Annotated in this window: 18 protein-coding genes and 5 tRNA genes; 5 read left to right on the forward strand and 18 right to left on the reverse strand. The window is 63.5% G+C overall.

All coding sequences use genetic code 11. The features are described from left to right. Window positions 1–52 precede the first annotated feature (52 nt). The 14 genes from rplA to EA187_RS07710 all read right to left on the reverse strand — a co-directional run bounded on the left by rplA (window position 53) and on the right by EA187_RS07710 (window position 8,342). Entirely contained in the window at window positions 53–754 is a 702-nt protein-coding gene (rplA, locus tag EA187_RS07645; RefSeq protein ID WP_115607582.1) for a 50S ribosomal protein L1, read from the reverse strand. After that, entirely contained in the window at window positions 747–1,190 is a 444-nt protein-coding gene (rplK, locus tag EA187_RS07650) for a 50S ribosomal protein L11 (protein WP_115607580.1), read from the reverse strand. Before rplK ends, rplA begins: the two co-directional genes overlap by 8 nt. A 215-nt stretch (window positions 1,191–1,405) precedes the next feature. Next, a complete protein-coding gene (gene nusG, locus EA187_RS07655) occupies window positions 1,406–1,960 on the reverse strand; it encodes a transcription termination/antitermination protein NusG (RefSeq protein ID WP_115607578.1) in 555 nt (184 codons plus the stop codon). A 12-nt stretch (window positions 1,961–1,972) separates the two neighbouring features. Beyond that, window positions 1,973–2,362, reverse strand: a complete 390-nt coding sequence (secE, locus tag EA187_RS07660) for a preprotein translocase subunit SecE (protein WP_164856095.1) — start codon at window positions 2,360–2,362, stop codon at window positions 1,973–1,975. 123 nt (window positions 2,363–2,485) lie between these two features. Further along, window positions 2,486–2,558 (reverse strand) — tRNA-Trp (locus EA187_RS07665). A gap of 128 nt (window positions 2,559–2,686) precedes the next feature. Beyond that, window positions 2,687–3,880, reverse strand: coding sequence for an elongation factor Tu (tuf, locus tag EA187_RS07670; RefSeq protein WP_115607574.1), 1,194 nt, complete (start codon window positions 3,878–3,880; stop codon window positions 2,687–2,689). 163 nt (window positions 3,881–4,043) lie between these two features. Continuing rightward, window positions 4,044–4,116: transfer RNA gene (locus tag EA187_RS07675), tRNA-Thr, on the reverse strand. Between the two features lie 48 nt (window positions 4,117–4,164). Continuing rightward, window positions 4,165–4,237, reverse strand: a tRNA-Gly gene (locus EA187_RS07680). 42 nt (window positions 4,238–4,279) lie between these two features. Further along, a tRNA-Tyr gene (locus tag EA187_RS07685) sits at window positions 4,280–4,361 on the reverse strand. Window positions 4,362–4,418: 57 nt separating this feature from the next. After that, window positions 4,419–4,491, reverse strand: a tRNA-Thr gene (locus tag EA187_RS07690). A gap of 138 nt (window positions 4,492–4,629) precedes the next feature. Next, window positions 4,630–5,364 carry a 23S rRNA (guanosine(2251)-2'-O)-methyltransferase RlmB gene (rlmB, locus tag EA187_RS07695; RefSeq protein WP_115607573.1) on the reverse strand — a complete coding sequence of 245 codons (735 nt, stop codon included), beginning with the start codon at window positions 5,362–5,364 and terminating at the stop codon, window positions 4,630–4,632. Then, on the reverse strand, window positions 5,361–6,119 hold the full coding sequence (pyrF, locus tag EA187_RS07700; protein WP_127779856.1) for an orotidine-5'-phosphate decarboxylase: 759 nt from the start codon (window positions 6,117–6,119) through the stop codon (window positions 5,361–5,363). Before pyrF ends, rlmB begins: the two co-directional genes overlap by 4 nt. Next, window positions 6,116–7,855, reverse strand: a complete 1,740-nt coding sequence (locus EA187_RS07705; RefSeq protein ID WP_127779857.1) for a proline--tRNA ligase — start codon at window positions 7,853–7,855, stop codon at window positions 6,116–6,118. The genes pyrF and EA187_RS07705 overlap by 4 nt, the downstream gene beginning before the upstream one ends. A gap of 151 nt (window positions 7,856–8,006) precedes the next feature. Further along, a complete protein-coding gene (locus EA187_RS07710; RefSeq protein ID WP_115607568.1) occupies window positions 8,007–8,342 on the reverse strand; it encodes a DUF4190 domain-containing protein in 336 nt (111 codons plus the stop codon). Between the two features lie 322 nt (window positions 8,343–8,664). Between EA187_RS07710 and EA187_RS07715 the strand changes: the two genes are divergently transcribed. Further along, window positions 8,665–10,266 carry a hypothetical protein gene (locus EA187_RS07715; RefSeq protein ID WP_127779858.1) on the forward strand — a complete coding sequence of 534 codons (1,602 nt, stop codon included), beginning with the start codon at window positions 8,665–8,667 and terminating at the stop codon, window positions 10,264–10,266. A gap of 294 nt (window positions 10,267–10,560) precedes the next feature. Further along, window positions 10,561–11,994, forward strand: coding sequence for a preATP grasp domain-containing protein (locus EA187_RS07720; protein ID WP_127779859.1), 1,434 nt, complete (start codon window positions 10,561–10,563; stop codon window positions 11,992–11,994). Between the two features lie 215 nt (window positions 11,995–12,209). Here EA187_RS07720 and EA187_RS07725 read toward each other — a convergent pair whose 3' ends face one another. The 3 genes from EA187_RS07725 to EA187_RS07735 form a co-directional block, all read right to left on the reverse strand. After that, the gene (locus tag EA187_RS07725; protein ID WP_127779860.1) at window positions 12,210–13,931 is read right to left on the reverse strand and encodes an RCC1 domain-containing protein; all 1,722 of its coding nucleotides are present in this window, start codon (window positions 13,929–13,931) and stop codon (window positions 12,210–12,212) included. 138 nt (window positions 13,932–14,069) lie between these two features. Then, window positions 14,070–15,557: a DsbA family protein gene (locus tag EA187_RS20940; protein WP_164856097.1), complete on the reverse strand. Its 1,488-nt coding sequence runs from the start codon at window positions 15,555–15,557 to the stop codon at window positions 14,070–14,072. Between the two features lie 60 nt (window positions 15,558–15,617). After that, complete coding sequence (locus tag EA187_RS07735) at window positions 15,618–15,968, reverse strand: hypothetical protein (protein WP_115607559.1); 351 nt, start codon at window positions 15,966–15,968, stop codon at window positions 15,618–15,620. 187 nt (window positions 15,969–16,155) lie between these two features. Here EA187_RS07735 and EA187_RS07740 point away from each other — a divergent pair, with 187 nt between their 5' ends. Genes EA187_RS07740 through EA187_RS07750 form a run of 3 tightly spaced genes read left to right on the forward strand, consistent with a single transcriptional unit; the run spans window position 16,156 to window position 19,993 of the window. Next, entirely contained in the window at window positions 16,156–17,622 is a 1,467-nt protein-coding gene (locus EA187_RS07740) for an ABC transporter substrate-binding protein (protein ID WP_164856098.1), read from the forward strand. A gap of 38 nt (window positions 17,623–17,660) precedes the next feature. Then, window positions 17,661–19,325 carry an ABC transporter substrate-binding protein gene (locus EA187_RS07745; protein WP_127779862.1) on the forward strand — a complete coding sequence of 555 codons (1,665 nt, stop codon included), beginning with the start codon at window positions 17,661–17,663 and terminating at the stop codon, window positions 19,323–19,325. 14 nt (window positions 19,326–19,339) lie between these two features. Further along, complete coding sequence (locus tag EA187_RS07750; protein ID WP_127779863.1) at window positions 19,340–19,993, forward strand: pyroglutamyl-peptidase I; 654 nt, start codon at window positions 19,340–19,342, stop codon at window positions 19,991–19,993. Here EA187_RS07750 and EA187_RS07755 read toward each other — a convergent pair. Beyond that, window positions 19,983–20,915, reverse strand: a complete 933-nt coding sequence (locus EA187_RS07755) for a LysR family transcriptional regulator (RefSeq protein ID WP_164856099.1) — start codon at window positions 20,913–20,915, stop codon at window positions 19,983–19,985. The two genes, EA187_RS07750 and EA187_RS07755, sit on opposite strands and share 11 nt — an antisense overlap. Window positions 20,916–20,927: the final 12 nt, after the last annotated feature.

Raw genomic sequence — 20,927 nt, forward strand, 5'->3', positions numbered from 1 at the left:
TTTGTCAGAAAGACGCCGGCCCCGCCGGGACCGGCGTCTTTCTCACACGATCTTAGAGCAAGTCACGCGCAAACGCGGTGTCCAGCTTGACCGACGGGCTCATCGTCGAGCTCAGCGCGATGCTCTTGAAGTACGGGGACTTCGAGCTGGCCGGCTTCAGACGCGCGAGCGTCTCAAGCAACGCCACGACGTTCTCCTGCAGCTTGACCGCATCGAAGCTGGTACGACCCACGCCGATGTGGATGATGCCGCCCTTGTCCACGCGGAACTCCACGCGACCGGCTTTGAGCTCTTTGACGATCTTGGCCACGTCGAAGGTCACCGTACCGGCCTTCGGGTTGGGCATAAGACCACGCGGACCGAGCACACGACCGATACGACCGACCTGGCCCATCATGTCCGGCGTCGCCACGGTGACGTCCCAGTCGGTCCAGCCGCCGTTGATCTTCTCGATCAACTCGTCGCTTCCCACAAAGTCCGCACCGGCTTCTTCGGCTTCTTTGGCTTTCTCGCCCTTGGCGAAAACCAGCACGCGGGTGTCTTTACCGATACCGTGCGGCAGCGAAACCGCGCCGCGAACCATCTGGTCGGCGTGACGGGGGTTGACGTTGAGGTTGATCGCCGCGTCGACCGACTCGTCGAACTTCGCGAACGAAATTTCTTTAACCAGCGAGATGGCCTCTTCAAGCTCGTAACGCTTCAGGTTATCGACCTTCGCCGACGCCGCAGCGTACTTCTTTCCGCGCTTAGCCATTGTCCACCTCCATACCGATCACATCCACACCCATCGAACGACACGTCCCGGCCACCGTACGCGCGGCCGCATCAATGTCATCGGTCGTGAGGTCGGGGAGCTTGATCTCCGCGATCTTCTTGACCTGCTCATAGGTGAGCTGACCCACCTTATCGCGGTTCGGCACACCGGAGCCCGAGGGAATCCCCAGCTCCTTGAGCACCAGCACCGCCGCCGGCGGGGTCTTGGTGATGAAGTCGAACGAGCGGTCGCCGTACACCGTGATCACGACCGGAATGATCATTCCGGGCTGATCCTGAGTCCGCGCGTTAAACGCCTTGCAGAACTCCATGATGTTGACGCCGTGCTGGCCCAACGCCGGACCGACGGGCGGCGAGGGGTTCGCCTTGCCCGCAGGTACCTGCAGCTTGATCTGTCCTACGACTTTCTTAGCCATGATTCTCCTCTTCTCCGTCCGTCATCTACGGACGTGCAGTCAGCGTCTGCCCTTGTGCCCGGTGACCTCACCTGACTGGCAGACTCCTGCCATAAAAAATCCCCGGCCCTTCTGCCTGGCCACAATGGCCACAGCCGGTGCGGGGAGCGCTCAACTACAATAAAAAAAGCGCCGGATCAAGGACCCGGCGCTCTTTTCTTTCATCTGATCGTGACTTATTCGTCGGCGACCGATTCGACCTGGTTGAAGTCGAACTCCACCGCAGTCGGACGACCGAAGATCTCGACGAAAACGCGCAACTTCTCCTTCTCCTCCATCACCTCTTCGATGTTGCCGGTGAAGTCCTTGAAGTTGCCCTCGATCACGCGGATCTTATCGCCCTTCTGGAAGTTGTAGCTCGGGCCGGCCGACATCTTACCTTCTTCGATCCGCTCGGTGATCTTACGGAACTCCGCTTCCGGCACCGGCGTGGGCTTGCGCTGATTGCCGCCCACAAAGCCCACGATTTTCGGCGTGTTCTTGACCACGTGCCAGGCCCGATCGCTGAGCACCATCTTCACAAAGATGTAGCCCGCGTAAAACTTACGGGTGCGCTCACGGCGCTTGCCGTTTTTGACCTCCACGACCGTCTCGGTCGGAATGAAGATCTCACCGATATCGTCCTCGACTCCTTCCGAGCGAATACGCTCTTCGAGGGCGAGTTTCGCCTTATTCTCGTATCCGGAGTAGGTCTGGACGATGTACCACTCTTTGGTGTCCGAAGATGCCATGCGTGTTCGTCCTTAAATGCCAATCGTGAGGATGTAGTCGGTAACGCGCTTCCAGATCTGGTCCGATCCCCAGAGGAAGAAGCTCAGAATGATGCTGAAGATAATCACCACCACCGTCGAACGCTGGGTGTCTTTCCAGCTCGGCCAGGTGACTTTCTTGAGCTCAATGATCACTTCGGTGAGGAAGGGATCGACCTTCGGGTGACGCTTCATCCACATGATCAGACCGACGACCGACGCGATTGCCAGCGTTGTGGTCAGCGTCAGAATCGGCGGGATCACCGTAAACTCGGACAGTGCGTCAAATGACGCCCAGATCCATTTGAAGGTCTTGTCGAAAATGACGAACGCCACCACCGCAGTGGAGATATACGTCAGCGTGACCAGGCGCGAAACGTCCATAATTGCTCTCGTTTGGCGCGCTCTCTTAGCCAGCTCATCATGACATGAGCTGCCGGCGCCGGGAACAAAGACGGGGCTCTCGTAATGAGGCCCCGCGCGTAACATCCCGATTCTTTCGGGAAGCAGGCCAGGAGGGACTCGAACCCCCGACCGTCGGATTTGGAATCCGATGCTCTACCAACTGAGCTACTGGCCTAAACCGAGCGACAGGATAGAACAGGGCGCTTAAGGCGCCCTGTTCCCACACCGTTTAACAGGCAACGACAGCCCGTCGCGGGTTTATTTCGCGCCTCCCGCATGGATTGCGAGAGGCGCTTTCTCATCTTATTCGATGATTTTGGTGACGACGCCGGCGCCGACGGTACGGCTACCTTCGCGAACCGCGAAGCGAAGGCCTTCTTCCATGGCGATCGGGGTGATCAGGTTGGCGGTAACCGTGATGCGGTCGCCAGGCATGACCATCTCAACGCCTTCTTCCAGAATGATCTCACCGGTAACGTCGGTGGTGCGGAAGTAGAACTGCGGGCGGTAACCGGCGAAGAAGGGAGTGTGACGTCCGCCTTCTTCCTTGGTCAGCACGTAGATCTCGGCGGCGAACTTGGTGTGCGGGGTCACGCTGCCCGGCTTGGCCAGAACCTGGCCGCGCTTGACATCTTCCTTCTTGATACCGCGAAGGAGGCAACCGACGTTGTCGCCAGCCTGACCGGCATCGAGGAACTTGCGGAACATTTCAACGGCGGTAACAACCGTCTTCTCCGCTTTTTCCTGAAGGCCGACGATTTCGGCTTCGTCGCCAGGCTTAATCACACCACGCTCGATGCGACCGGTAACGACCGTACCGCGACCCGAGATCGAGAACACGTCTTCGATCGGCATCAGGAAGGTCTTGTCGGTGGCGCGCTCAGGCAGCGGGATGTAGCGGTCAACTTCGGCCATCAGCTTGAGGATGGCGTCGGCACCGTAGGGGCCAGCTTCGCCTTCCAGCGCCTGAAGCGCCGAACCGATCACGATGGGAATGTCGTCGCCGGGGAAGTCGTACTTGCTCAGAAGCTCGCGAACTTCCATTTCGACCAGCTCAAGCAGGTCCTCATCGTCGACCATGTCGGCCTTGTTGAGGAAAACCACCATCGCGGGGACACCGACCTGACCGGCCAGAAGGATGTGCTCACGGGTCTGCGGCATCGGGCCGTCAGCGGCCGAAACCACCAGAATGGCGCCGTCCATCTGCGCCGCACCGGTGATCATGTTCTTGACGTAGTCAGCGTGACCCGGGCAGTCCACGTGAGCGTAGTGACGGTTTTCCGTCTCGTACTCAACGTGAGAGGTCGAGATCGTGATGCCGCGCTCGCGCTCTTCCGGAGCTTTGTCGATTTCGTCGAACGCTTTCACATCGCCGCCAGACGCTTCAGCGAGCACTCGAGTGATCGCCGCGGTCAAGGTGGTTTTCCCGTGATCGACGTGACCAATGGTCCCGACGTTCACGTGGGGTTTCGTGCGCTCGAATTTCTCCTTGGCCATGATTCTCAACTCCTCTGGCGGTGTGTCGCCAAATGTACGTTTGGACAAATGCTTGGGTTGGACGGGCAGCGCCTGGTCACTGTTGGACCGCACGACGTTGCCACCTGACAACATCGCTGAGCCCCTGTCTCCAGGGGCTCTTGCGTCCAGTGGCTTTGCCGCAAGCCCTCGATCGGATTCGAACCGATGACCCCTTCCTTACCATGGAAGTGCTCTACCTGCTGAGCTACGAGGGCGTGAACGCTCGTCAACGGCGCTGCATCGTTGACTCGCTATGTGTTGAGAGCGGGAGACGGGACTCGAACCCGCAACCCTCAGCTTGGAAGGCTGATGCTCTACCAATTGAGCTACTCCCGCGCTGACTGACCCGGTTTATCGCTTCGGTCAGAACGTCTCTCATGGTGGGGGCAGGATTCGAACCTGCGAAGGCTGAGCCGCCAGATTTACAGTCTGGTCCCTTTGACCGCTCGGGAACCCCACCGGGCGCGATACCTACTATGTGACTTCGAGGATTGAGTCAACCTCATTTCTCGAAAAAAGCTGGCGACGGGACTCGAACCTGCAACCTACTGCTTACAAGGCAGTTGCTCTACCAATTGAGCTACGCCAGCAAACGCTGTCGGTTACGTCTTACATCGATGACCGCGTCGTGCTTTGTGCGGCCCCGTCAGCAGGGGCAGATAGATATAGCCCCTTCGAAAGGGTGTCAAGCGAAAAGCGACCGCTTTTTTCGATCGGCGTAAATTCTTTCATTTTGACGCTATTCCTAGCGATCTCGCGCGATCGTAGAGCCCAATCGCCGCCGCTACCGACACATTTAAACTCTCCACACCCTCGCGAAGCGGGATCGTCACTCGAAAATCGCACTCTTTCGCCACGTTCGGGCGAATGCCTCGATGCTCCCCCCCCATGACCAGAGCCGCGCGCATGGACCAATCCTGCTCCCAAAGCGCAGAGCCCCCCTCAGCCAGGGTACCAACCACCCAGAATTGGGCCTCCTTAAGCTCCCGCAGCGCGCGCGCGATGTTGGTGACCTGAACCACCGGCACATGAAAGGCCATCCCGGCCGACGCACGCACCACCGCCGCGCTCACCCCCGCAGCGCGATCTTTGGCCACGATCACTGCATCGACGTCGAAGGCCGCCGCACTACGCAGGATTGCTCCCAGGTTGCCCGCGTCCTGGACCTGCTCCAGCACAAGCACACACGCCGGGCTGCGATCGCCGATGCGCTCGATCACCTCCCCGAGGCTCGCGTAGGGGAAGGAGCCCACGCGCGCGGCGATCCGTTGATGGTTCCCCTCGCAGAGGGCGTCCATCTCCTCAGCGCTCACAGTGCGCACGCTCAGGCGACGATCCTCGGCCATCTGTGCGATCTTCTCAAACTTCGGATCGCCGAGTTGACCGACGACATAGAGTTCCTCCACCGAGCGTGGGGCCCGTGCCAGGACCTCTTCGACCGGATGCACACCAAAGACAATCATCGGATCTCCTCCAACCAACTCATGACAGACTCGCAGACCGCATCGACCGCCGCGCCCGGATCTGGAGCCTGGTAAATGGGGCGACCGATCACGAGATATGTGCTCCCGGAAGCCATCGCACGCCCGGGCGTCATGGTGCGCGCCTGATCGTCACCGGCGATGTGCACATCTTCCAGACGAATGCCCGGGGTAACCAGCACCGGCCTGGTACCGACTCGCGCGCGCAAGCCTTCCGCCTCGTGCGCCGAGCAGACTACCCCGTTGACACCGGACTTTAACGCCAACGCTCCTAATTTTTCAGCCCAGTCCGTCACCCCCATGCCCACGCCCACCGAGGGAAGCTCCCGGGACTTGAGGCTGGTCAGCGCGCTGACCGCAACGACCAGCGGAGGATCTTCAGGGCGCCCGCGCTCCGCACCACGTACCGCCTGGCGCAACATCGCCTCGCCACCGCTCGCATGCACCGTCAGCATAAAGACCCCGGGATGCTCCGCAGCCGCCGCACACGCATCGCTGACCACGCTGGGGATGTCGTGAAACTTCAGATCGAGAAAGACCTTTGCTCCCCGGGCATCCAGCGCGTTGAGGATCTCCGGCCCATATCGCGTAAAGAGGCGCATCCCCACCTTGTAGCGCGCCACACGCTCGCCAAGCGTCTCCACAAGCTCCAGCGCTTCATCCAGTGTGTCGAAGTCCAGCGCTACCACGACGCGTTCGCGGACAAGCCCGGCGGCGCGAGCTCCCAGATCAGTCATCGTTCCCCTCGCGCGTCCCTGGTCAACGCTTTGATCCGATCCACCACCTCACTCAAGGGGATCATCTCGTTTTCGGATTGATGGCGCACCTTCACCTCCGCCTCGCCATTTTCCACACCGCGTCCCCCCAGCGTCAGGCGCACGGGAATCCCGATCAGATCGGCATCTTTGAACTTGTTACCCGCTCGGAGATCGCGATCGTCGAGAATCACCTCCACACCGGCAGCCTGAAGCTCGCTGTAGATACGCTCAGCCTCCGAGACCACAAGCTCGTTCTTAAGGTGCAGCGGGCAGATCACCACCTGATAGGGGGCCACCGCCATCGGGAAGATGATGCCGTCATCGTCGTGATTCTGCTCGATTACTGCTGCCAGAATCCGCGTCACCCCGATCCCGTAGCAGCCCATCTGCATCGGGCGATGATCGCCATTCTCGTCGAGCACGTTGGCGTTCATCGCTTTGGAGTACTTATCTCCCAGAAAGAAGACATGCCCCACTTCGATGCCGCGGTGCGCCTCCAGCGTCCCTCCACAGCGGCCGCAGATATCGCCTGCACCGGCCTGGCGAAGATCCGCAAACGCACCCACCTCAAAGTCTCGCCCGTGGTTGACGTTGACGTGGTGCTTGTCCTTGAGGTTCGCGCCGACGATGAAGTCGACCATCGGCTCCACAGCCAGATCCGCAATGATTTCGACGCCTTCCACACCCACCGGTCCGGCAAAGCCCACCGGTGCTTTGGTCAACGCCTCCACCTCCGCATCACCCGCCATGCGCAGTTCCTGAACATCGCGACCGAGTTCGCCATTGAGGTAGGCCTTGAGCTTGAGCTCATTGACCTGATGATCGCCCCGCGTCAGCACGATCAGCGGCGTCTCGTCGGCCATGTACACAAGGGTCTTGACGATGAGCTCGGCCGGCCGCTTCAGATAGGCCGATACCTCCTCAATCGTTCGCGCCTTCGGGGTTCGCAAGGTCGCAAGCTCCGAGCCACCGGGCTTGCCGGCTTCAGCGACGTCCAGGCGAATCTCGGCCTTCTCCACGTTGGCCGCATACCCGCACTCGGTGCAGCTGACGATCTCATCTTCGCCCGTCTCCGCCAGCACCTGGAACTCGTGAGAGCGGCTCCCGCCAATGTTGCCGGTGTCGGCCTCCACCGCGCGATACTCCAGCCCCAGCCGCTTAAAGATGCGGTGGTAAGCCTCAAACATCACGTCGTAGCTCTTCAGCGCGCCCTCTTCATCCACATCAAAGGAGTAGGCGTCCTTCATGATGAACTCGCGTCCCCGCATCAACCCGAAGCGCGGGCGAGTCTCATCGCGAAACTTGGTCTGAATTTGATAGACGTTGAGCGGGAGCTGCTTGTAGCTCTTCACATCGCCGCGGATCATGTCGGTGACGACCTCTTCATGGGTCGGCCCGAAGCAGAATTCTGCACCTTTGCGATCGCGAAAACGCAAGAGCTCCGCGCCGTATTGCGTCCAGCGCCCCGACTCCTGCCACAACTCTGCGGGCTGCACCGCCGGAAGATGAACCTCCTGAGCGCCGGCGCGATCCATCTCCTCGCGCACGATCTGCTCGATCTTGCGCACGCTACGCCAGCCCAGAGGCAGAAAGTCATAGATTCCTCGCGCCAGCATGCGGATAAACCCGCCGCGGACCAGGAGCTGATGGCTGACGACCTCGGCATCTGCCGGATCTTCTTTTCGAGTAGGGACAAACATCGTGGAGAGTCGCATAAGCTCCGTTCCGTCTTCTGCAGTTATGTTGGGCCAGTTCGGGCGCACCGGTGGCGCGAGCAGGCGCATATAAACGCCTGCCGCCGCGTCGTGTCAATCACGCCCGCCCTGCTTCACTGCTCTACCACGCGCCCACATCAGGCGCGCCCACCTAGAGGATTGCGATCCCCAGCGCCATCAACCCGAAGAAGGCGATCAGCGCGAATATCCCCAGCGCGACGAGCCCCAGCTGGATGTACCCCAGAATCATCCCTACCGTGGCCACCGTCAGCCCCGCCGACGGGGCCTCTCCCTGGAGGATTTTTTTCCGCTCGATATGACCGCAGATCACCGCCGCGATCGCGGCCAGAGCCGGCAGAAGTGTCCACGCTCCCACCCCGCAGAAAAGCGCCGCCCAGGCCATCTGCGAGGGCTTATTCTCCGGCATCCCGTGCGATGGGTGGGACGGGTCGTAGGGGGGCGGCGAGTGGTGGGGTATGTGTGTCATAAGCTCGTATCTCGTAGGTTGCGAGGCGATCACGTACGTCGGGCGGCAACGATGGTCCCCGGGGTCTTCGCGTCAACTCCAGACACCACCATAACGAATCGTGCCCTGACTTGCATTCGCCCAAATCCGTGACATCGCTCAGAAAGTTTGGGCACCCCTGCTCAAACGTCTAGTCGAATTCGTATCGGTGCTAAATATTTAACGCTCCGAAGACGTTAAACCGGTCCGATCACTTCGCCGAACTCCTCTCCTCTCGGTGCCTATGCCCTCCTCTGAGACCAGCCCCATACAGGATGTGCCAGCAGCTGAGAGTTCTGAGCAGATGCTGCCAACCGAGCGTAACGTCGGCGTGACGTTAAAGCGCGCACTTATGCTCAGCCTTCTTCTGCACGCTCTGGCTGCGCTGCCGGTGCTCTTTGCCGACTCCGCTCCCGAGGTGGGCCTGGATAGCGAGTGGATCGGGCGTTTTGCCGAACTCGAGGGCATTGGTCACGGCAGCGCAGACTTCGAGCCGCAGCGCGAGACGGACTGGGAGGAGCCGCAGATGCACAGCGCGCTGCTCGCTGAGGAGGAGCCATCCGAACCCAAGCCCCCCGTCGAGGATCCCGAGCCCGAACTTGATGAGGAAGAGCCCCCGGTTGAGGAAGCTCCCGAGCCTCACGTTCCAGAAGACGTGGCGGTCGGAGCGCCGGAGCCCCAACCTGCTGAAGAACAGCCAAACGCGGCATCCGTCGCCCCCGAAAAGAGGGTCCGGGCCGAGGAAGATCGCAGCGCAGCGAGCGAAGAATCGCCTCCTCCTGTGGAGCCAACCCCAACAGCAAACGCGGCTTCGTCAGCGGTTCCCGCCATCGATCGCTCCAGCCCGAGCAACCTCCCCGATATGCGCCACTACGGCCCGGGCAACGCCCGCATGACCGCGCTGGTGCGCCTCGATCGGCTGCGCGGCGCGCCCTATCAGGAGCAAGCCTCCCGGCTGATTCAGGCCGTCCCCGACTACCGCATCCTGCTCGAGACCACCGGTCTCGATCCGATTACCGAACTCGACGCCATTTTTATGGCGTCGGCGAACCCCAACCATCTCCATGAGACCTTTCTGGCGGTGCGCCACCGCTACGAAGATGGCCAGCTGCGCGATCTTCTCGATGGTCGCTTTGCCGAACCGCCCCCGTGGAGCGAGGGCCGACGCCCCTCCCGAGCGCTCGTCCCCGACACCGGCCGCTACCGCGACCCCCGTCAGGTCGTGCTCGCCGCCCGGGGCCTGGCGCTGGTAGGAAAGCCCGGCTGGTTCGGCCATTTCGATCGGCGCATCGACGCCAACTCCGAGATCGTCGGCGACACTCAGGTCCCCGAGAACTTCCGCCTCCTCGACGGCCTGCGCCGCATCGAAGAGGTCGCCGAAGATCAAAACACCATCGCACTGATCAGCGCCTCCGGCCTCGTCTACTACGCCCCGGGCATCGGTACACTCCCACGCTTTGAGGCAGTGCGCCTGAGCCTGTCTCACCCGGCCAACCCGCGCCTGACCATCGATCTTCGCTTCCGCTCCGAGTCCCAGGCCGCCTCATTCGCGGAGAGTTGCCCCTCTCTCCAGCGTCGCATCATCGGAGGCATCCCCGCCGCGCGCATGCTCGGCATCGCCGCGCTGATCGAACGCCTGGAATGCGCCCAATCCGAAGATTACGTCACCGTCACCGGCCAGTACTCGGCCCGTGAACTCACCACGATCTTGCAATTCGCCACCCCCTTCGTTCCTCGCCCCCCCTCTCTCACCGGGCTCCCTCAGGCTCCACCGCCTCCCGCTCCCCCCGAACTCCCCACCGAAGCTGCCGCCGAATCCTTCCCCGAAGATCCGAGCGATGCGAGCGACGCGGAACCGTCGACAACCTCGGTATTAGAAGACGCCGGAGAGCTCGACGACCACTGAGCGATCGAACGCCTGGCACCCGATCTTTTTAAATATGTACGAGTGCCTGGCACCCGATCTTCTCGAACATGTACAGGCGCCTGGCACCCGATCTTTTTAAATATGTACGAGCGCCTGGCATCCGATCTTCTCGAACATGTACAGGCGCCTGGCACCCGATCTTCTCGAACATGTACGGGCGCCTGGCACCCGATCTTTTGCCCCAAATCGCACCTTTGCCCCCCCATCCCCGACGCGGTATATCCGGAGACACGAACCCATCATCCCTCAGTCCCCCGATCTTCCGGAGTGACCATGTCCATGCCAGGCCTTACTGACCACGATCGCGCCGACGCGCGCCGCGTCGCCGATCTCCTTAGAGAGCGCTGGCGATTGGATGCCGAGCTACAGCCCTTTCGGGCATTCTCCTACGACTTCCACGCCGCAGACTGGCCGCACCTGCACCTCGAAGACGTCACCGGAATCCCCTTCTTAGACGGGGTGGTGGGCATTGAGCAGTACCAGCACCGCGCCCGGGTACGTGCGCAACACGGCGATCTCTTCGCCGCCGGCACCGCTCCGGCTCCCGGCTACGAAGACTACTGCCAGCACCACCTCGCGCTGGGCGCCCCTGAGCTCATTCTGGCCACCGACGAAGATCCCCGCGCTATCGCGCAGGCCTGCAACGCCCCTGACATCCTCGATCAGCTCGCAAGCCATGCACGCCCGGCCGGCGGGCTGGTCATTCACCCCTACATGGCCATCGCCTCAGTCTGGGAGCTGGCCGAGGCGCTGCGCGCTCGCACCGATCTCCCCTGCGCGGTGGTCGGCCCGCCTCCCCCCACGCTATGGATCGCCAACGACAAAAGTCACCTCTCCACCCTGGTCGAAGAACTCCTGGGCCCGGAGTGGATCGTCGAAACCGCGCGCGCTAAAGACGCCCGCACCATCGCGCAGGCGCTCTCCGAGCTGGCCTCGCGCTGCGACTGGGTAGGCTTAAAACGCACCCGCTGCGCCTCAGCCATGGGCAACCTCGTGCTCGACGGCCGCGAGCTGCGCGCCGCTTCGCCAGATGAGCTGCTCACAGTGGTCAAGACCTTCCTCACCCGCACCCAATGGTGCGAGGGCGAAGACGTTCTCATCGTCGATTGGCTTCAAACCGACCTCTCCCCCTCCACCCAGCTCTGGATTCCGCCGGCCTCCCAGGGGCCTCCTCGCCTCGACGGCGTCTACGAACAACTTCTCGAAGGCCCCGAGAAGATGTTTTTAGGAAGTCGCCCCTCCACACTGCCCGAAGCACTCAACGCCGCCATGGGGCAGGCCTCTCTCAAGGTCTGCGATGCGCTCCAACAGCTGGGCTACGTCGGCCGCTGCTCCTTTGACTTCATCGTCTCCGGTGATCCTCTTAGCCCCGAAGCCCACCCGCGCATCACCGAGTGCAACGGACGCTGGGGCGGCACCTCCACCCCGATGCACCTGGTCGACAGGCTCTTCCCGGCGCGCCGCCCTCACTACGTCGCCACCGATTTCTACCTGCCTCCCTCCTATCAGGGCATCACCTTCACCGAGCTCTGCGATCACCTCGGCGACGACCTCTACAACGCATCCACCGGCACCGGCCGCTACATCCTCTACAACGTGGGGCCCCTGGCCGAGCGTGGAAAATTCGACATCATCGCCCTGGGCGACACCCCGGCCACTGCCCGCCAGAATCTCGAAGATCACCTTCCCTACCGCCTCGGGCTCTGACGATCGGAGGCCTGGCACCCGTACTTTCGCTCCGAGGCGCTGACGATCGGGGGCCTGGCGCCCGTACTTTCGCTCCGAGGCGCTGACGATCGGGGGCCTGGCACCCGTACTTTCGCTCCGAGGCACCGACGATCGAGTGCCTGGCACCCGTACTTTCGGCACCCGTACTTTCGCTCCGGGGCGCTGACGATCGAGTGCCTGGCACCCGCGCGGCTCTACAACACCCAGGTCACCTCACGCGGGCTCCCAACGTTCCCGACGGTCGGCTGTGTGCCCAGCCTTCCGTGCTCGGCGCTCCCCCAGCAGAACAAGTACCGGGTTCCATCTTCGATCGCGCAGCTGTGGGCAGCTCCCGCCGAGACCGTCTCCCACTCCCATCCGGCGGCGATGCGTGTTACCGGCGCGATATTTTCGTCGATGTGCCCGCTGACCTGCTGACGGTCGTTGCTCCCCCAGCAGCGCAGAACCTTCTGCATGTCGATCGCACACACATGCCCGTATCCACCGCTGAGCATGGTGACCTGCGAGATCCCCGTCAAAGTCCGGGCTTCGAGCGAGGGGACCTGCTCCTCACCGGGCACCGCTCCCCAGCAGCGAACATCGCCCGCTGCGCTCACCCCACAGCTGTAATGCTCCCCGGCCACAAGCCGGGTTACGCTCTTTGCCCCGCCCACCTTTCGGACCTCTCCCGGCTCCCCCTCACCCTCCCCGTAGCCGACTGCGCCGAAGCGCCGATCTCCGAAACACCAGACATCCCCGGCGGCCACCGCACAGCTATGATGCGAACCCACCGCGCCATCCGCAACCCAGCTGCCTTCTACGGTTTCGATCTCCACAACCACCCCGCCGGCAATGGCGCTGGCCGGCCCGATCTGTCCGAACTCTCCCGACCCCCAGCAGTAGAGCTTTCCAGCGCGCCACCCACAGCTATGCTGCGCGCCGGCGGCCACCTCCTCCCAGTCCGAGCGCTGCCCCACCCGCGTCACTCCCAGCTCCCCGGCCATTTGCGGCGAGGCCTGGTTGGCCTCATTTGCTCCCCAGCAATAGAGCTTGCCCTCGATATCCACCGCACAGGTATGGGCTTCACCAGCGGCCACCCGTGCCCAACGCCCTTCCACGCGCCGGGCCGACCAGGTCGCCCCGGCCTGCGTCACGCCCAGCTGACCCGAGGTGTTATCCCCCCAGCATAAAAGCGCCCCCGTCTCGAGAATCCCGCAGGTATGCCGCCCCCCGGCGCTGACCTGATGCCAGCGCGGTGCCTCCACCTCAAAGTGCGACGCGTAACGCTCGCACGCCCCGCTCTCCGGATCGCACCCCTCCACCTGCACCAGATAACGCCCCGGTCCGGGCACCTCAACCGCCACCGTCCCGGGCTGCTCACATCCCCACCCAAGCGCAGTGCCGCAGCTGGACAGCTCGCACCCTTCCTCCAACGCCCACATCCCGCAACTCAGCTCACAGCCCGGTGCATCACAGGCAATGGTGAGTTCCCCGACCTCCCGAAAGAAGCGCGACGCGCTGAGATCCCCCTCCACCTCCAGCCCAATCGGCGGTCCCACCTCAAAGCTCCACCAGACTTCCTCACTGACCTCATCGCCCTTCCACGCGCGCGCGGCCAGCACATGATCGCCCTCCTCCAGCGCATCCCACATATACGTCGAGCCGCAGGTCTCAAATGCCCCGCCATCCCGCGCGCACTGCAGTTCACAGCCCTGGGGCTCACAGCCCAACTCAAAATAGGCCGAGCCTCCCGCCGCCGCGATCTCCGGGCCATCGAGGATCATCGCTCGGAACGCCCCGGGCTCAGCCCCCCCATCAGCGCCCAGCTCCAACGCCGCCTCCCCATCGACCATCAACACGCAGCCGGCCAGCCCCAACACCAGCCCCAAAAGCGCCCAGCCCCGCCGCACACCACCCCACGCAAGACTTCTTCGCATGGCTCACCTCTCTTAAAGCGTGATCCAGCGCGTCTACAGCCTCAACGTCGTCGCGCGCCCTCCAGTTATGTCACTCCGATGCGAGGAGGCTAACACAGCCGCACAGCCCCTGCCAGCGCATCGACTCGCCCTTTTCTCTCAGCGCTCCGGCGGCTCCTGGTTGACCTCAACCAGCGCCCGGTAGAGCTCTTCACCCTCGGCCTCGGCAAGCTCCGCGAGCACCCCGGCAAGCTCAAGTTGATCGTCGATCAGTGGCGAGAGCTCATCGACCTCCCAGGCACCGGCGAGCTTGATGCCGTTGATAAAGAAGGTCGGCGTGCCCTGCACCCCGGCGTTGTACCCGACCTCCACATCGGCCTGGATCCTCGAGGTGACCTCATCGCTGCGCATCCGCGCATAGAGGTCATCGCCCTCATAGCCCGCCTCACCCGCCATCGCCTCCAGACGCTCGTCACTCAGATCGCCACCGGCCTCAAAAAGCAGATCGTGCATCTTCCAAAAGTCCCCGCCATCCTCCACCACCACCGAGGCGGCTGCGGCATGTCCGGCACGCGTGTGGCTTGGCAGGGGATAATGCTTGTACACAAGCCTCAGCCCCTGGCTCCCATAACGCTCGACCAGCGCATCCCAGGTATGGCGAGCGCGCTCACAAAAACCACACTGAAAGTCCGAGAACACCACCACCGTCACCCGCGCATCCTCTGCCGACGCCCCTTTCACCGGCGACTCTCCCACGGGAATGTAGGCCACCTCAAAGCCCTCCCCGACCGCCGTCTCATCCTCCACCTCGGCGATTTCCTGCCAGTTCACCGGCTGATAATTCTCCAGGGTGCGACGCCAGCTCACCGCCTCAGCGGCCACCCCGGCATCCAGAAGCGCCCCGGCCGCCTCCAACTCCCCGTCGATCACGGCCATCCACTCCGAAGGCTCCACCGCGCCGACCACACGCGTCCCGTTTACAAAATAGGTCGGCGTCCCCTGCACGCCCACCCGCTCGCCAATGGCCCGATCCCGGGCGATCACCTGCTCGGTGTAAGCACCGTCGCGATCCTCGCGCCAGCGCGCCACATCCAGCCCCACCCGGGCAGCCATCGCCTCAAGCCGACGCTCCCCGAACTCACCACGGGCCTCATAGATCGCCTCAAGATACTCCCAGAACCTCCCCTGCGCCTGCGCAGCCACAAGCGCGCGATGCGCCCCCTCCAACTCCGCGTCCTCGCTCAGCGGCCAGAAGCGGTAGAGCACCCGCACGCCCTCCCGCGACGCCATCATCGCCTTGAGCGTCTGGTGCCCCCTGGCACAATACCCGCATCGAAGATCAGCAAAGACCTGCACAGTCACCGGCGCATCGAGATCCCCCCACACCGCTGCCCCTTCGGTCGGCAGAGGGATCATCGCATCGACCGACTCCCCGGCCGCACGCGCCCGCTCCATCACCTCATAGCGCCGCGCCTGCTCAGCGGCCCGCGGTGAGGCGCAGTAGGTCAGAAAGCGCTGCCCCTGCTCACTGACACATTGCTCCGTGCTCAGCTCTACCGCAGCGCCGCCCCCCGAGGCACAACCCGCTCCCAACACCATCGCCCCCAACAGCGCGCCCGCCCCTGCTGCCCCCTTCATCCACCTCATGTGCCGCATCATATGCTCCCTGGCTTCATCATTGTCACGCATCCCACAACCCTCACACCCTCAGACCGGACTCGATCCCATCGCCCAGGGCACCACCAGGAGCACCACCACCGCCCCCAGAAAATACAGTCCGCGAACCGCACGAAGCCGTCGATCGCGCTGCGCGCGCTCCTCCCGAAGCTGCACCGCCCCGGCAACCTCGTCGTCGATCTTATAATAACGCGGCAGCGCCCGTTGCGGCCACGCCAGAAAGGAGCCCACCAGCAACACCACCGCCGGCGTCGGGTTCTCTTGCAACCATCCCGCCCAGCTCCCCGCCACCCCCACCGCCACAAAGAGCGCGTAGCCCACCGCGCTCAGCCTCACCCGCCAACGCATCACATGATCAAAGCGTTTAAGCTCCTCGCTCACACCTTCTCCCTTCTGCCAAAGCCTCGATCGCCCAGCCCCGGTGCGATCTTCTCGCGAACCACAACATCGGTGCCAACGCCCTCCTTCCCTACCACCCGCGCTTGGCCCGCCGCCACCAATACGGTAAAAACCTGTAGCTCTTCGCCCCCCACTGCACTTGATTGAGGATTTTATGGGCGCGCCTTCGATGAAAACTCTCCTCGCACTTCCTTTCTTTGCCGCACTCGCGCTCAGCTCCGGCTGCAGCCTCACCCTGGATCTGGAGCAGTGTGCCTCAGACACCGACTGCGCCGGCGACCAGACCTGCTCGGCCGATGGCCTCTGCGCCGCCCCCGGCGAAGACCAGGGGCGCCAACTCACCGGTGGCCCCTGCCAGCGCCTCGAAGGTGACACTGAGAGCGCCGATCCCTTTTTAATGGGTGTGGTCCTGCAACTCTCCGGCAGCGGCGCCGGCTTTGGCACGCCGATGCTCGAGTCGATCCTGATGGCGACCAACAACATCAACGGCTTCGGCGGCATCGCCGGACGCCGCATCGGCCTGGTCGTCTGCGACACTCAGGGTAGCAATTCCACCGCGCGCGCGGCCGCCGAACATCTGGTCGACAACGCCGGGGTCAGCGCCATCATCGGCTTTAACTCCAGCCAGACCATCAGCATCAGCCAGGACATCACCGTCCCCAACGACGTGCTGCTGATGAGCCCCTCGGCCACCGCCCAGACCATCAGCGGACTTGCTGACAACGATCTGGTCTTCCGCACCGCGCCCAACGACGAGTTCCAGGCCGAGGCTTTTGCCGAGCTCCTCTCCCACACCCTGGAGACGACCCTCCCCGAAGCCGGCATCGCCGAGCCCAAGCTCGCCATCATGGTCCGCCGCGACGACAGCTACGCCGGGGGGTTGAGTGAAACCATCATCCCTCTGCTCCCGACCGCCATCACGGAAGGCGGCGAGGATCGTTTCACGGTCAACAACTACACCAACTCCGGTGTGGGCGAGCCGGTCGACTACACCGGCGACGTCGCCGTAGTCGCCAGCCAGAGCACCCCGCCTGATGTCGTCGCCATCTTCGGCAGCGCCGAAGCCTGGGAGCTGATCTCCTACTTCGAGATCGCGCTGGAGAACCAGCCGCTCTACTTCGGCGTCGACGCCATGAAGAACGCCCAGCTCGCCGGCCAGGCCAATACCGCCCTCGAAGGTCGCATCTGGGGTACCGGACCGCGCAACATCGGCGACGCCGGCTACGTGCCCTACCTGACCTTCCGCACCCAGTTTGAATCCCGCATCGAAGACGATCCCGACAAGTACCAGTTTGTCGCCAACGCCTTCGACGCCGTCTACGCCCTGGCCTTTGCCGCGGCCGCCGAAGGCTTTACCGGACCCGAGCTCGCCCAGGGTCTGCGCCGCTTAAGCGAGGGCCCAGAGATCACCCCGCGCGCCGCCGAGGCCCAGCAGGCCGTCAACACCCTGCTCGCCGGCGGCACGATCTCGTACCTGGGCGCCAGCGGCCCGATGTTCTTCGATCAAAATGGGGATCCACAACCCACGCCGATCTCGCTATGGTGTTTCCAAGACGCTTCCGTTCCTGAAGAGGGCGAGATCTACTCGGAGACCCGAGAGTTCACGCCCTTGACCTGTTCCGAACCCGAAGGCTGAGTTTTTGCCTCAGTCTACGCCCTGTTGAGGCACCCTTAATGAACCTGCTGCACCGGCTTATTGGATCGTCCGTACTGGCCACCGCACTGCTCCTTGGTGCATGTGCCTTAAGCGGGTGCAGCCTGCTCATTGAGACCGAGACCTGCCAGTCCGACGCCGACTGCGCCGGGGGCGCCTGCTCCGCCGATAGCATCTGCGTGGACGACTCCGCCGCGCCCTGCTCCGAAGATGCCCCCTGCCCCGACGGCAAGCTCTGCACCGAAGCCGGCCAATGCGTCTCCACCCGGGGGCTGCTCGCTCCGCCCTGTGAGCTGAGCTACGGCAACATCACCGCCGATAACGCTTTTAACCTCGGCGTGCTCCTGCCGCTCTCCGGCCCCGAAGAGGGCTTCGGCCGACCGCTGCTCGACGCAGCTCGCCTGGCCCAGTCCGACTTCAACGGCATCGGCGGCGTGCTCAACCGCCCCGTCGGGCTGATCGTCTGCGACACCCGGGGCCTCGACGATCAGGCGCTTGCCGGCGCCCGTCACCTTGTCGAAGAGGCGGGCGTTGAGGCCATCATCGGCCCCGACTACTCCAGCCAGACCATCGACATCGCCACCAGCCTGACCATCGATAACGAGGTCGTGCTCATCAGCCCCTCGGCCACCGCGGCCACCATCAGCGGGCTTGTTGATAACGACCTCGTCTGGCGAACCTCCGCCTCCGACGTCATTCAGGGCATTGCGCTTGGCGAACTTCTCACCTTCATGCTCAACGATGTTGTCGAAGCCGAAGCCCCCAAACTGGCCCTGCTCACCCGCCGCGACGACACCTACGCCGACGGTCTGCAGAGCGCGCTGATCGCGCAACTTCCCGCCGAGATCACCGGCGGCGATAACACCCGCTTCGCTCCCTACAACTACGCCAACGCCAGCGCCGGTCAGACCGGTGACGACTACTTCGATACCGTCGGCGACGTCATCGCCGATGCCGCCTCCAGCGGCGAGCCCGACGTGGTCGTGATCCTGGGCTCTTCGGAGGCCTGGGAGATCGCCGCCGCACTCGACGAGGGCTTAAGCGGTGCGCCTCTCTACGTCTTTGTCGACGCCGCCCGCAACACCGACCAGGCCCAGGCCGCTCCCGAATCCCTCCAGGGACGCATCTGGGGCACCGCGCCGCAGAATATCGGCGCGGCGGACTACGCCCCCTACATCAGCTTTCGGCTCAAGTACCTCTCGGAGTACAACCGCGATCCCAACGACTTCCAATTTGTCGCCAACGCCTTCGACGCCCTCTATGTCGTGGCACTGGGCGCGGCCGGCGAAGGCTTCACCGGCCCCCAGATCGCCGAGGGCATGAAACGTTTAAGCTCCGGCAACACCGTCGACCCCGGGCAAAGCCAGGCGCAGAGCGCCATCAACACCCTGCGCGGCGGAGGCTCCATCAACTTCCGCGGCGCCTCCGGCCCGCTGAATTTCGACGAACATGGCGACCCCCAGGCAAGCCCCATCGCCCTGTGGTGCTTCGACTCCAACCGCCTCCCGGAGAGCGGTGTCATCCTCAATGAGATGCTCGAATTTGTGCCCCAACGCTGCGGCGAAGACTCCTTCGACGATGAGCCTGTCGATGAGGGCGACTCCTTTGCCGACGCAGGATCCGACGCCGATCTCGATCCTGACGCCGCCGCCGACGACGCCGATATCTCACGAGATACCGACTAAGCCCGGAGCCCGTGATGACCTCCTCCACCTCCCCCATCCATGTTGTCATCACGGGCTTTGAGCCCTTTGGCGACCACGCCTACAACCCTTCCTGGGACGCGGCCAGCGCCATGGCGGAAGCCCTCGGCGCGCGCCCCCACCTGCTCTCGGTAACCTACTCCAGCGCCGCGCAGTTTGCCCGCGCCCACCTGGAGACACGGGCGCACGACCCCGGCTCACGCATCATCTTCGTGCATCTGGGTCTGGCCGCGCGTCGCGATCATCTGGCCTTTGAAGAACGCGCGATCAACCGCCGCGACCACATCCCCGACAACGCCGAGCGCCCCCTCAACCCCTCGCTCCCGCCCGAGCAGCCGCTCATCGCCGACGATCTTCCGCGCCGCCATACCCAACTTCCCCTCCCCCGCCTTCGGGAGCATTACGAGCTCCTGCGCGACGCCGACCCCGATCTTCCTCCGAGCATGCTCAGCCAGGATTGCGGCTCCTACGTCTGCAACGCGCTTCTCTACCACTCGCTGCGCGCCGCCGAGGCCGCCCGCTCTCGTGGCGTTGAGGCCGACGCCCTCTTCATTCACCTCCCTCCCCTCTCCCCCGATGCTGCCCGGCGCACCGGGCGCGCCCTGGCAAAGTCCTTCATCGCGCTCTTTGACGACGACCTCATCGCTTAAGCCCCTGCGCCACCGCAACCTCCTCCAGCGTACGTCGTAGCCACTTATGTGCCCCGCTGCGATGCGTGCGCGGGTGCCAGGCCATCGACACCGTGCCCCGCTCCAGCTCCACCGGTGGCTCAAAGATGCGTAACGGCAGATAATTCGCAAAACTCTCCGCCACACTGCGCGAGGTTGTCAGCACATAATCGGTCGCCGCCACCAGGTGCGGTGCCACCATAAAGTGCGGCACCACCACCGCCACCCGCCGCGAGCGCCCCCGCTCGGCCAACGTCATGTCGACCACCCCTTCATCATCACCCCGCGGTGAGACGAGGATGTGCGAAAGGTTGCAGTACGTGTCCAGATCCAGCGTCTTCCCCACCCCCGGGTGCCCTCGGCGCACCACCGAGACCAGATCGAGCTGAAAGAGATCTTTGCGATAAAGCGTCTCCGGCACATGCTCCGGTAACCCCAACGTCAGCACCAGATCGAGCTGTCCGGTGGCCAACCTCTCCACCGGCGAGCTCCTTCCGAGCTCGCGCACCCGAAGATCGATGCCCGGAGCTTCGCGCTCCAGACGCTCGATCAGCGGCGGCAACAACACAAACTGCGCATAGTCATTGGTCGCCAGCCTGAACACCCGCGCGCTGCTCGCCGGCTCAAAACGCTCCGGCGGGGACACCGCAACCTGCAGTGCCTCCAGCGCCACCTTTAGCGGTCCGGCCAACTCCTGGGCGCGCTCGGTAGGCACCATGTGGCGGCCCGAGCGCACCAGAAGCTCATCGCCAAAGACCTCGCGCAGCCTCCCCAGCGTGTGACTCATCGCCGACTGGCTCAACCCCACCTGGCGCGCAGCCTCACTGACACTTCCCACCGTCAGCAGCACATCGAGCGCCACGAGCAGGTTCATGTCCACGTCTTTTAAATGAATCTGATTCATAGAAACAACGTA

Source organism: Lujinxingia sediminis, assembly GCF_004005565.1.
GTDB lineage: Bacteria > Myxococcota_A > Bradymonadia > Bradymonadales > Bradymonadaceae > Lujinxingia > Lujinxingia sediminis.